Source organism: Microbacterium zouquanmingi, assembly GCF_052266675.1.
In the GTDB taxonomy this organism is placed as follows: domain Bacteria; phylum Actinomycetota; class Actinomycetes; order Actinomycetales; family Microbacteriaceae; genus Microbacterium.
Genome location: NZ_JBQPRA010000004.1, coordinates 193,973 through 206,432 on the forward strand (window position 1 = coordinate 193,973; position 12,460 = coordinate 206,432).

Genomic DNA, 12,460 nt, shown 5'->3' on the forward strand with positions numbered 1-12,460 from the left:
TGACTGTTCGTCACGCCGCTTCCTGAGATTGGCCGTTCGTTGTCTGAAATCCACGCTTCCTCCACCGGGGCCACCGACGAGTCACAGTCGGTGCACGCCATTCAAGCCAAGTGGCAGAAGTACTGGGCCGACAACGATACGTTCCTCGCCGGCGGCGCGGACGACACGCGCCCGCGCAAATACGTGCTGGCGATGTTCCCCTACCCCTCGGGTGATCTGCACATGGGGCACGCCGAGAACTACCTCTACTCCGACATCGTCGCGCGTTTCTGGCGCCACCGGGGGCACAACGTGCTCAACCCCATCGGTTGGGACTCCTTCGGTCTGCCCGCTGAGAACGCCGCGATCCGTCGCGGCGCAGACCCGCGGGAGTGGACGTACCAGAACATCGACCAGCAGAAGTCGGCTTTCAAGTCATACGGCGTCTCGTTCGACTGGTCGCGCGAACTGCATACCTCTGACCCGGAGTACTACCAGTGGAACCAGTGGCTGTTCCTGCAGCTGCACGAGCGCGGGTTGGCGTACCGCAAGAAGAGCCCGGTCAACTGGTGTCCGAACGACCAGACGGTGCTGGCGAACGAACAGGTCGTCGACGGTCGCTGCGAACGCTGCGGCGCCGAGGTCATCAAGAAGAAGCTGACCCAGTGGTACTTCAAGATCACCGACTATGCGGACCGGCTGCTCGATGACCTCAACCAGCTCGAGGGTCGCTGGCCCCATCGCGTGCTGCAGATGCAGCGCAACTGGATCGGTCGCTCTGTCGGTGCAGACGTGGACTTCCGCATCGAAGGGCGCGATGAGCCGATCACTGTCTTCACGACCCGTCCTGACACTCTGCACGGCGCAACGTTCTTCGTGGTCGCGCCGGATGCGGACCTCGCTGCTGAACTCGTCGCGACATCGTCGCCGCAGGCGCAGGAGTGCTTCCGCAGCTACCTGGCCGATGTGCAGAAGACGACCGACATCGACCGTCAGTCCAGCGACCGCCCGAAGACCGGCGTGTTCCTGGAGCGCTTCGCAATCAACCCTGTGAACGGCGAGAGGCTGCCGATCTGGGCTGCCGATTATGTGCTCGCAGACTACGGGCATGGTGCGGTCATGGCTGTGCCTGCGCACGATCAGCGTGACCTCGACTTCGCGCGTGCCTTCGACCTACCGGTCAAGGTGGTCGTTGACACGACGGCGCCCGTCACCGGCGCGATGCCCGTCATCGATGTCGACGACGACGGTGTGCCGATCGAGCCCGCCGACGACCAGCATCCCTCGGTCACCGGAATCGCGCTCTCTGGCGAGGGGCGCATGATCAACTCGGGTGATTTGAACGGCCTGTCCAAACGCAATGCCGTCGCTCGTACGATCGAGCAGCTCATCACTGCCGGCACCGGCCGCGCTGCCAAGAACTACCGCCTGCGCGACTGGCTGATCTCCCGCCAGCGCTTCTGGGGTACTCCGATCCCGATGCTTCACCACGAAGACGGTTCGGTGACCCCGGTGCCTGCAGATCACCTGCCGGTCAGGCTGCCGAGCGTCAAGGGCCTCGACCTCTCACCGAAGGGCTCGTCGCCGCTGGGCGCCGCAGAGTCGTGGGTACGCACTGTCGACCCGGTCTCTGGTGACCCGGTGCTGCGTGATGCCGACACGATGGACACCTTCGTCGACAGCTCCTGGTACTTCTTGCGGTACTTGTCTCCGAACAGCGATCAGTTCGCCTTCGACCCGGCCGAGGCGGCGCGATGGGCTCCCGTCGACACTTACGTCGGCGGTGTCGAGCACGCGATCCTGCACCTGCTCTATGCGCGCTTCATCACCAAGGTCCTGTTCGACATGGGACTGATCGACTTCACCGAGCCGTTCAGCAGCCTGATCAACCAGGGCATGGTGATTCTGAACGGCGCGAAGATGTCCAAGAGCAAGGGCAACCTCGTGCTCTTCGAAGATGAGCTCGGCGCGTACGGAGCTGACGCCGTGCGCGTCGGTATGGCCTTCGCGGGTCCTGTGGAAGACGAGAAGGACTGGGCGGATGTCTCCATGACCGGCGCGCAGAAGTTCTTGGCGCGTGCGTTGCGACTGAGCCACCAGGTCTCGAGCCCGGTCGATGTTCTGTTCAAGGACGGCGACGCCGTGCTCCGTCGCGGCACGCATAGATTGCTCGCCGATGCTCCGGCACTCGTCGAGCAGACCAAGTTCAACGTTCTGGTCGCCCGCCTCATGGAGCTGGTGAACCTCACTCGCAAGACCGTCGACACCGGCGCGGGTGCTGCTGATCCTGCCGTGCGCGAAGCATTGGAGACTGTCACGGTGATGCTCGACCTCATCGCCCCGCACACCGCGGAGGAGATGTGGGAAGCGCTCGGACACGAGCCGTCGGTAGGTCTTGTGACCTGGCGTCAGGCGGACCCGGCGCTCCTCGTCGAAGACACGATCACCGCTGTCGCGCAGGTGAACGGAAAGGTGCGGGCGCAGCTCGAAGTGCCGGCGAAGATCACGGCGGACGAGCTCGAAGCGCTCGCTCGCGGCGATGAGCGCGTCATCCGCGCGATCGGTGACAAGGAGATCGTCAAGGTCATCGTCCGCGCCCCGAAGCTGGTGAACTTCGCCGTCAAGGGCTGACTCGCGTCCCCGGTGCCACGCGCCGTCGACTCGTTCTGCACATCTGACGCGCTTGCGAAGTTGTTCGGGATGCCGTCGTTCGACGGGTTCGGACGCGTTCATCGCCGTAGCGTGGCGGGGTGCCAGCCCGTGATTCCGCGCCTGCGACCCCCGCGCGGTCGCGTCTGCGGCTGAGCATCGGCGCGGCGGTTGTGCTTGGCCTGGTCGTGCTTTCCGGTGCCGTGGGTCTCGGGATCATGCGCGGCCAGGCGCAGCCGTCACAGACGGTGCAGATCGCAGCCGAGGAGGGGGCCGAAGACGCCGTCGAGGGTGGCGAGCTGTACGTGCATGTACTCGGGCAGGTCCAGCAACCTGGACTCTACGTACTCGAGTCGGATGCGAGAGTAGTGGATGCTCTCGCTGCCGCCGGCGGCACTCTCGACGATGCAGATCTGCAGGCTGTCAACCTCGCCCGTCTCCTGAGCGACGGCGAGCAGCTGGTCGTTCCTATGATCGGCACAGCAGCAGCAGAAGGAGGAGGGTCAGGCGTCGTCGGAGATGACCTCATAGATCTCAACAACGCCGACCAGGCGGAGCTCGAGACTCTGCCGCGCATCGGCCCGGCGATCGCGCAGAGAATCATCGAGTGGCGCGAGACCAACGGGCGCTTCGGATCGGTTGACGATCTGCTCGCTGTGTCGGGCATCGGTGAGAAGCTGCTCGCGGGCGTTCGGGACTTGGTGCGGGTGTGAACGGCGGCACCCGCGTGCGTGATCTGCGACTCGTGCCGCTGGCTCTCCTCATCTGGGGTATTGCTCTGCTGTGCGTTTTCGTGCCAGAGATCTCCTGGTGGGTGGTGGGAGTCGCGTGCATCGGTGGTGTGATCGCGCTGCTGTTGATGTGGCGGCGAATGGATGGCGCTCGCCCGCAGGGAGGGCTTGCTGCCGTGATCCTTCTCGGGATGTCGGCCGTGGCGATGACTGCGGGCTTCGCGGTACCGCAACGCGACGCTGCCACTGAGCTCAGTGGGCGGGTCATCGAGGTGGTCGGTGAGATCTCGTCCTCATCATCGAAGGGTGCTGATGGTCGGCTCTGGTTCGACGTGCAGACGATGCGAGCAGGCACGCTCGGTGCACCGGAGCCGCTCTCGGTGCCGATCCGCGTCGGAGTCGACCCGGAGAGCGGGCTCGATCTCGGGGCTGTCATCCGGATCGCGGGAGACGCGATGGCGACTGATCCGGGTGAACGGGCAGTGCTCGTGGTCTTCGGGATGCGGGTCGAGATAGTGCAACCTGCTCAGGGCGCGTTCGGTATCGCCGCTCAGGTGCGGGAAGACTTCGTCGAGCGTGCCACGAAGCTTCCTGAACCGGGCGCTGGCCTCCTGCCCGGGCTCGCTGTCGGCGACACCAGGGCAGTGACCGAGGAGCTCAATGCGGCGATGCTCACCAGCGGTCTGAGCCATCTGACCGCCGTCTCCGGCGCAAACTGCGCGATCGTCGTGGGCGCCGTCTTCTGGCTGGTCGGACTCTGCGGGGGCGGACGCGCACTGCGCGTGGTGCTGGCGCTGGCTGCGCTGGCAGCATTCGTCGTGCTCGTCACGCCTGAGCCGAGCGTCATTCGAGCTTCAGTGATGGCTGCGCTCGCGATGCTGACGCTGCTCTGTGGAAGGCCGGGTGCCGGTGTGGGAGTGCTGTGTCTTGCTGCAGCCGGCATTCTCATCTCCGACCCGTGGCTCGCAGCCACGCCGGGCTTCGCGCTGTCGGCGGCCGCAACCGCAGCGCTGATCGTTCTCGCGCCGCCGCTCGCCAGGGGAATGTCGCGATGGATGCCGCAGCCGCTGGCCCTCGCGATCGGCATTCCGGTCGCGGCCCAGCTGGCGTGCGGCCCGATCATCGCGCTGTTCGCCGAGCAGCAGTCGATCATCGGCATCCCGGCGAACATGCTCGCAGATCCAGTGGCTCCCATCGCGACGGTCGTGGGGCTGCTGGCCTGTCTTGCCGCTCCGATCCCACCGCTGGCGGATCTGCTCGCCGCATCCGCCTGGCTGCCCGCCGCATGGATCTCGGCGACGGCGACGGTGTCGGCTGCGGTGCCAGGGGGGACAGTCCTGGTGCTGCCGGGGATCGGCGCGGCGCTCGTCGTTGCGATGCTGAGCGTCGCAATCGGTTTCTTGCTCGCCGGCACTACGCCGTTCGCGGGTGCGCTGGCACGTTGGGCGCGGATCGCGTCTGTCGGCGTGGTGGTCGTAGCGAGCGGATTGCTCGGAGCGCGGGTGCTGCTCACAGGCCCGCTCGTAGGCGTCACCGTTCCGCAGTCTTGGTCGATCTCCGCCTGCGACGTCGGCCAAGGCGATGCGCTCGTCTTGCGTTCTGAAGAGCGCATTGCGCTCATCGATACCGGGATGGAGCCCGAACCCCTGTTGACGTGTCTGAGCGCTCTCGGCGTCGACCGCATCGATCTGCTGGTCCTCACACACTTCGATGCCGACCACGTCGGTGCGGCGGGGAGCGTGGTCGGCAGGGTTGACACGGTGCTCCACGGGCCCACGGCGTCATCGGATGAACGCCACCTGCTCGAGGACTTCGAAAGCGCGGGAGCGCGGGTGGTATCGGCATCTGCGGGGATGCAGGGCAGTCTGGGCGGCGCGCAGTGGCGTGTACTGTGGCCGCGCCCCAACTCTGCAGCGTTCCCAGCGGGCAATGACGCGAGCGTCGTGCTGGAGTTCGATGGCGGGGGAGTTCCGCGCTCGCTGTTCCTCGGTGATCTCTCCGCGGTGCCGCAGAGAATGCTCACCGCGAGTCTGCACGGGAACTACACGGTGGTGAAGGTCGCCCATCACGGCAGTGCAGACCAGGATCCAGGTCTGTATGCGGCAGCCCATCCCCGCGTCGCGATCTTCAGCGCAGGCGCCGACAACGATTACGGACATCCGAGAACGGAGACGATTGACATCACCGCGTCCTTGGGCGCGCTCACGCTGCGAACCGATCAGCAGGGGCGAATCCTGATCGGCCTCGATGGTGAGGCTTTGACGGTGTGGACAGAGCGCAATGACGCCCCCGGCGGGGCGGATGATGTCGGCGACGCCGAGTAGGCTCTTATTCATGGCCGCACCTCGTTCCTCAGCTCGTGGCGGCGCGAAGGCGACGAAGGTCGCGCAGGTGTCCTGGCGCGAGCCTCGACCTGCTCCTGTCGTCCTCGTCTCGGGCCCAGAAGAAGTCTGTGCGGAGCGTGCGACCGCGGGGATCCGCGACTATCTGCGGGCCGAAGATCCGGCGCTCGAGGTCAGTGACGTTCGCGCCGACGATTACGCTCCAGGAACACTGCTTGCGCTCACGTCACCATCGCTGTTCGGCGAACCGCGGTTGGTACGGGTCTCCGGCGTCGAGAAATGCACGGATGCCTTCATTCAAGAGGCTGTCTCGTATCTCGAGCACCCGCAGGAGGGTGCGACCGTGATCCTGCGCCACACCGGAGCGAGCGTGCGCGGTAAGAAGCTGCTCGATGCCCTGCGAGGCGGCTCAGGCGGCGGCATCGAGATCGCGTGTCCGACGATCAAACGCGATAGTGACCGGGTCGACTTCGCTGCTGGCGAGTTCAAGGCCGCCCGCCGCAGAATCGCCCCCAACGCCCTGCGAGCACTCGTCTCTGCCTTTGCCGACGATCTCACCGAGCTCGCCTCCGCGTGCCAGCAGCTGCTCCGCGACGTCGACGGCGACATCAGTGAGGAAACGGTCAACAAGTACTACGGCGGCCGCGTCGAGGTCTCGGCCTTCGTCGTCGCCGACACCGCGATCGCCGGTCGCTATGGTGAAGCGCTCGTGGCGCTGCGGCACGCGCTCGACTCCGGTGCTGATCCGGTGCCGATGGTCGCGGCTTTCGCCATGAAACTGCGAACGATGGCCCGGGTTGCCGGTCAGCGCGAACCCAGTCGCAGTCTCGCCCAGAGGCTCGGGATGAAGGACTGGCAGGTCGATCGTGCCCGTCGCGATCTGAGCGGGTGGAATGAACGATCGCTCGGCCTTGCGATTCAGGCGACGGCCAGAGCCGATGCTGAGGTGAAGGGCGCGGCTCGCGATCCGATCTTCGCACTGGAGCGGATGGTTGCTGTCATCGCCACTCGCACGCCGTTCGGCGAATGAACACCGAAGGCCCGTTCCCTTGAGGGGAACGGGCCTTCGAAATTCAGTGTGAGAACTGAGCTCAGAGAGCAGCAACCTGCTTGGCAAGCGAAGACTTGCGGTTCGCGGCCTGGTTCTCGTGGATGACGCCCTTGCTGACGGCCTTGTCGAGCTTCGTCGACGCCACCTGCAGGGTTGCCGATGCGACAGCCTTGTCACCGGAGGCGATGGCCTCGCGGGTCTTGCGGACATGAGTCTTGAGCTCGGACTTGACGGCCTTGTTGCGCAGGGTCGCCTTCTCGTTGGTCTTGATGCGCTTGATCTGCGACTTGATGTTTGCCACGCGTGGAAACTTTCGTTCAGGGATGGATGGAGTGTGTCGTAAGCAGGAAGAGGGCTGCTGTCCGACGGTCGTGAGGGATAAACCCACACGCAAGCCAAGAATCAAGTCTACCAGGTCTGCGGACTTTCCTTTGCCCGCCTCTCGCGCTGAGCGATTCGGATGCGGCAAGCTGGGCATACCCGAGCAAAGGAGCTCTGTATGACGGATGCGTCGATTCCGACCTTCCACGTGCCTGCGGGAATCCGCTGGTCTGCAGCGACAGCGGCTTTTCAAGTGGAAGGAGCCCGAACCGCTGACGGACGCGGAAGATCGATCTGGGATGACTTCGTCGATACACCGGGGCGCGTGCTCGATGGGTCCGCTGCAGAGCCCGGGCCCGAGAGCTACCACCGGGCGCCCCAGGATATTGCCCTGCTCCGCACTCTCGGCGTCGACCGGTACCGCTTCTCGATCTCGTGGGTGCGTGTGCAGCCGGACGGGGTGGGTGCCGCATCCACGGCGGGGATCGCCTACTACGACCGACTCGTCGACGGTCTGCTCGAGGCCGGCATCACACCATTCCCGACGCTCTATCACTGGGATCTGCCTTCCATGCTCGAAGCGGAAGGAGGATGGCTCGCCCGCGATACCGCAGAGCGTTTCGGAGAGTACAGCACGATCGTCGCGCAGGCTCTGGGCGACCGGGTCAAGGACTGGTACACGATCAACGAACCGGTCTCGACCTCGCTGCAGGGTTATGCGATCGGCAAGCTCGCCCCCGGCAAGCAGCTGCTGTTCGGCTGCCTTCCCACCGTTCACCACCAACTGCTCGCGCACGGTCGTGCTGTTGCCGCGCTGCGGGCGCACGGTGCGCAGAGCGTCGGCATCGTGAACAACCACACCTGGGTCAGGCCCGCGGCCGATACGGATGCTGATCGCACTGCCGCTCATCTGTACGACCTCATCCACAACAGACTCTTCGCTGAGCCCGTACTCACCGGCAGCTATCCGGATCTTTCGCCCTTCGGGGCGGAGATGCCGATTCAGGAGGGCGATATGCAGGCGATCGCCGCGGCATCCGATTTCTATGGCGTGAATTTCTACAATCCAACGACGATCGCGGCTGCGCCCGAGGGCGCGCCGGTTCCGTTCGTTCAGGTGCCGACTCCCGGTGCGAAGCACACCGGATTCGGCGAGCTGTGGCCGGTTGAGCCCGCCGCGCTCACCGCATTCCTTGTCGATGCGAAGAAGCGCTACGGCGACGCGCTGCCGCCGATCATCATCGGGGAGAACGGCGCTTCATTCCCCGAACCCGACAAGACCGATTCGCGTATCGACGATAGTGACCGGGTGTCATATGCTGCGGGCCACATCAGTGCGGTGGCGGATGCGGTGGCGCAGGGCGTCGACGTCGAGGAGTACACCGTGTGGAGCCTGCTCGACAACTTCGAATGGGCCGAGGGCTTCACCCAGCGCTTCGGTCTCGTGCACGTCGATCAGGAGACTTCCGTGCGCACGCCCAAGGCCTCGTTCGAGTGGTACCGCGCTCTCATCGCAGGCACGCGATGAGTGGTGTGCCCGCACGACAGGGCCTCTCGCCACGAAGCGGCAGAGTCGGTGGCGCGTGGATGACGCTGTTCGGCCTGGCGTGGCTGGCGGTGTGGACGGTTCAGCTGACCCCTGTCCAACTGCTCCTGCCGCTGCAACTGGACACACCCGGCGGGCCCGCAGACTGGATCACCGGCGTCATCTGGTCGGGACTCATTCTCTCGATCGGCGGACTGGCAGGTGTGATCGCGGGGCCGCTGGCAGGGGCGCTCTCTGACCGCACGCGTTCCAGGTGGGGGCGACGTCGGCCCTGGATGATCGGCGGGTCGCTGCTGACGGCGGCATCGTTGCTCTTGACCGGTTCCGCAACCGACCCGGTTGCCGTCGGCGCAGCCTGGGTCGGCGTATCGATCGGCGTGGCGGTGGTCTCCGCGTCGCTGACCGCCATGATCGCCGACCAGATCTTCGCGCAGCGCGGCGCGGCATCGGCCCTTGTGAGCTCCGCGCAGGCCGTCGGAATCGTCGTCGGAGTGGGTGCTGTGGTGCTGCTGGGCTTGGGCATCGGGGCGAGTTACGTCGCACTGGCAGGATTCATCCTCGTCGTCGGCATCGGAACCGCGTTGTTGCTGCCGGATCCGAAGGCCGCGCACACCATCACGCCCTCGGCGCAGCAGACGTGGCGCGAGCGACTCGGTGCACTGCAGGACCGCAACTTCGGGTGGGTGCTCGCCAGTCGTCTCACCGTGAACCTCGGAAACGCGCTCGGCACCGCGCTGCTGCTGTTCTTCCTGCTGTACGGCGTCGGGTCGCCCGCTGACCGCGCAGAGGACGATCTTCTGGTGCTCATCGTGATCTATACGGTCTTCGTCGTCGCGGCATCCATCATCGCCGGATCGATCTCCGACCGCACGGGAAAGCGGAAGTCCATCGTGATCATCGCGGCGCTCGTGCAAGCGCTCTCGGCGGTGATGATCCTGATCTCGCCCACCTTCACCGGTACCGCCATCGCAGCCGGCGTCATGGGTGTCGGATACGGCGCGTACATGGCAGTGAGCCTCGCGCTTGCCACCGATCTGCTCCCGCGTCCAGAGCATCACGCACGTGATCTGGGTGTGGTGAACGTCTCAGCGAACCTCGGTCAGCTGCTGGGGCCGCTGCTGGGCGCCGCACTTGTGGCACTGGTGGGCGGATTCTGGCTGCTCTTCCTCACTGCAGGAGTGCTGTCTGTCCTCGGCGGGATCATGACGATCGCAGTGTACCCTGCGACTGCGTCGCCTGGTTCTGAAGAGTTGCCACAGCCAGATCCAGCAGCGCGTTGAAGACTCGTGGCCGCATCGCGGTCACGAGGTGCGAGGTGCGAGGCACGACGATGAGCTCGGAATGCGGAGTGAGCCGCTGGAAGAGGCGCTCCTGCATCCGCAGCTGATCGAACTGTCCGTTGATCCACCACAGCGGCATGTGCAGGCGTCGCAGGTCCGCGGCGAGTTCGAGCCCGCCGAGGCTGGCGAGGGCGAGATCCTGCGCGTCGAGCGCGTAGCCGCCGGCGCCGAAGTCCGGTCTGGTGTCGTCGGGGAGAGTAGCTGCGAGCACGCGGTTCGTCAGCCACATGCCCTGATCGGGCAGGGCGTTGAAGGTTCGCGCGAACGTGCGATACGTCGCAAGAGCCGCGCCGCGCGGAAACGAGGTGCACGATGCGCCGATGAAACCGGCGACGGGGGGAGCAGCTTCGGCTCCCGCATAAGCGACCGAGACCAGGCCTCCCATGGAATGGCCGACGAGGAGCACGGGACCTCTGGCCGCGGCATCCTGAACGGCCTCATCGACGGTTGTGAACGCGCCGTCGAGGGTGAAGGGCTCCGCCATGCGTGATCCATGACCCGGGAGGTCAACCGCAACGGCGGGGATGTCGCGCTCGGCAAGATGCTCGAGCTGTGAACGCCACATGGTGCGAGACGTGCGGATGCCGTGGACGAGGACGACCTGGATACTCACAGCTCCAGCATACGAGCCGCTGGAACACGAAAAAGCGGGGCCGCAGGTAGAACCTGCGACCCCGCCTTCACTGTCGAAGTATTACTTCTCCCAGCCCATGTCCTCAACGGGCTGGACGCCGAAGCCGTCCAGGCCCACGTAAGGCTCAGGGGTGAGGTTGGCAAGACCGGTCTTGACAGCCGAGATCGACGGGCCGTTGTAGAGCGGGATGAGGCCCCACTCCTGGAAGATCTCCGCCTCGAGCTTCATGGCTGCGGCCGTCTGCTCGTCAGCGGTCGTCAGCGACTCGACCTCGTCGTGGATGCGCTGGTCCATCTCAGGCGTCTGGACGCCGGAGAGGTTCAGGCCCATGTCCATGCAGTACAGCTGGCAGAACCAGGCAGCACCGAACGGGTCGGACGAGGTGAAGCGCAGGGACGCGATGTCCCAGTTCTTCGAGGTGTAGTCGTTCGAGAAGTCGGTCGACGGGCGAACGTCGATCTGAACGTCGATGCCGACAGCCTTCTCCTGTGCCTGCAGAGCCTTCGCAAGCGCTTGGATCGTCGGGTCATCGCTGAAGATGGGGTACACGACAGACAGCTTCTCGCCGTCTTTCTCGCGGATGCCGTCTTCGCCCTCGACCCAGCCAGCCTCGTCTAGCAGCTTCTTGGCGGCGTCGGGGTCGAACTTCCAGCCGGCCTCGGACAGTGCGTCCTCGTAGCCGGGCTGGAACGGGAACAGCGTGAGGGAGCCGGCGGGCGCCTCTTCGTAGTCAAGACCGTTCCAGGCGATCTCCTTCTGCTGGTCGATGTTGACAGCCTTGAAGAACGCCTCGCGGACCTTGACATCCGCGAACTGCGGCTTGTCGGCGTCAACCTCGAGCAGGGTGCTCGCGGTCTGCGTGGAGCGGTAGATGGTGATGTCCTTCATGTCCTTGACCTGCTCCATGCGGTCCTTGGTGCCGACACCGACCATGTCGATCTCGTCAGCCTTGAACGCGTTCATGGCAGCCGAAGCCTCGAGTGCGGTGAAGGAGACCTTGTCGAGCAGCGGCTCGTTGCCCCACCACTCGGGGTTGGGCACGAACGAGACGTAGCCGGCGTTGGCGTCGAACTCGTCGATCATGTACGGGCCTGCGCCCCACTCAGCGTGCGGGTCGCCGATCATCGCCTCGTTGAAGGTCGCCGGGTCGTTCAGTGCGGGGTGGATGATGCCCGTGAGGAACGGCATCTCCGGCCAGGCGAACTCGCCGTCGAACGTGACGATCGCGGTCTTCGCGGTGTCTCCCTGCTCAACCGAGGCGATGTTCTTGTAGCCGTCGGTCGCATTCGGGTTGAACTCTTCGTTCGTGCCGTTGTTGGCCTTCCACGTCGCCTCGATGGCGGTCCAGTCCATCTGGGAGCCGTCGTTCCAGTGCGCCTCATCCGTGAAGGTGAAGGTGATCTGGGTGTTGCCGTCGACCGTGTCGATCTTCCACTCGTCGAGGTACGCGTCGTTCTTGTACGGGGTGCCGTCATCCTTCTGCAGCAGGATCTGCGGCATGTACCACGCGGCGATGCGGGCAGTGTCGGCAGAACCATCTCCGTTGAAGGCGTTCAGCTGCTCTGGGATCTCGTTGATCGCGAAGCGGGCTTCCCCGCCCGTCTTCAGGTTCTCGCGAGGCTGCGGGTTGTAGTCCGAGGCTTTCGTCTCGACGGGCGTGTTGCCGCTGTCACCGTTGCTGCCGGTGTCAGCTGCACAGCCCGCAAGGGCGAGTGCGAGGGCTCCGCTGAACGCGAGCGCCCCCATCAGCTTGTGCTGCTTCATGGTGCTCCTTTCGCCTTTCGGCGTGTCATAAGGCGAGAATAGTTCGCACGGTGGCCGAATTCACTGTGAGCACAGTGAATCGCCCTTAACTGTTATCGGACGG

9 protein-coding genes are annotated in these 12,460 nt (G+C 65.1%); 6 read left to right on the forward strand and 3 right to left on the reverse strand.

From position 1 onward, the window contains the following. The first annotated feature begins 39 nt into the window (after positions 1-39). From leuS to holA, 4 genes are all read left to right on the forward strand, one after another. Complete coding sequence (leuS, locus tag ACTU6V_RS11515) at positions 40-2,610, forward strand: leucine--tRNA ligase (protein ID WP_443475648.1); 2,571 nt, start codon at positions 40-42, stop codon at positions 2,608-2,610. A 119-nt stretch (positions 2,611-2,729) separates the two neighbouring features. Further along, the gene (locus tag ACTU6V_RS11520) at positions 2,730-3,341 is read left to right on the forward strand and encodes a helix-hairpin-helix domain-containing protein (protein WP_443475649.1); all 612 of its coding nucleotides are present in this window, start codon (positions 2,730-2,732) and stop codon (positions 3,339-3,341) included. Further along, the gene (locus tag ACTU6V_RS11525) at positions 3,338-5,683 is read left to right on the forward strand and encodes a ComEC/Rec2 family competence protein (protein WP_443475650.1); all 2,346 of its coding nucleotides are present in this window, start codon (positions 3,338-3,340) and stop codon (positions 5,681-5,683) included. Before ACTU6V_RS11520 ends, ACTU6V_RS11525 begins: the two co-directional genes overlap by 4 nt. Positions 5,684-5,693: 10 nt before the next feature. Next, positions 5,694-6,731 (forward strand): DNA polymerase III subunit delta, encoded by a 1,038-nt coding sequence (gene holA / locus ACTU6V_RS11530; protein WP_443469338.1) that lies wholly within the window; start codon positions 5,694-5,696, stop codon positions 6,729-6,731. A 61-nt stretch (positions 6,732-6,792) separates the two neighbouring features. Here the strand turns inward: holA and rpsT are convergent, their stop codons facing one another. Beyond that, the gene (gene rpsT / locus ACTU6V_RS11535) at positions 6,793-7,053 is read right to left on the reverse strand and encodes a 30S ribosomal protein S20 (protein WP_443469337.1); all 261 of its coding nucleotides are present in this window, start codon (positions 7,051-7,053) and stop codon (positions 6,793-6,795) included. Positions 7,054-7,251: 198 nt separating this feature from the next. On the opposite strand from rpsT, the gene ACTU6V_RS11540 reads away from it, so the two are divergent. Then, positions 7,252-8,601, forward strand: coding sequence for a GH1 family beta-glucosidase (locus tag ACTU6V_RS11540; RefSeq protein ID WP_443475651.1), 1,350 nt, complete (start codon positions 7,252-7,254; stop codon positions 8,599-8,601). Positions 8,602-8,660: 59 nt separating this feature from the next. Then, entirely contained in the window at positions 8,661-9,899 is a 1,239-nt protein-coding gene (locus ACTU6V_RS11545) for an MFS transporter (RefSeq protein WP_443475652.1), read from the forward strand. On the opposite strand, the gene ACTU6V_RS11550 is transcribed toward ACTU6V_RS11545, so the two are convergent. Further along, positions 9,820-10,572: an alpha/beta fold hydrolase gene (locus tag ACTU6V_RS11550; RefSeq protein ID WP_443475653.1), complete on the reverse strand. Its 753-nt coding sequence runs from the start codon at positions 10,570-10,572 to the stop codon at positions 9,820-9,822. The genes ACTU6V_RS11545 and ACTU6V_RS11550 overlap by 80 nt on opposite strands. An 81-nt stretch (positions 10,573-10,653) precedes the next feature. After that, entirely contained in the window at positions 10,654-12,357 is a 1,704-nt protein-coding gene (locus ACTU6V_RS11555; RefSeq protein WP_443469333.1) for an ABC transporter family substrate-binding protein, read from the reverse strand. Between the last annotated feature and the right edge of the window lie 103 nt (positions 12,358-12,460).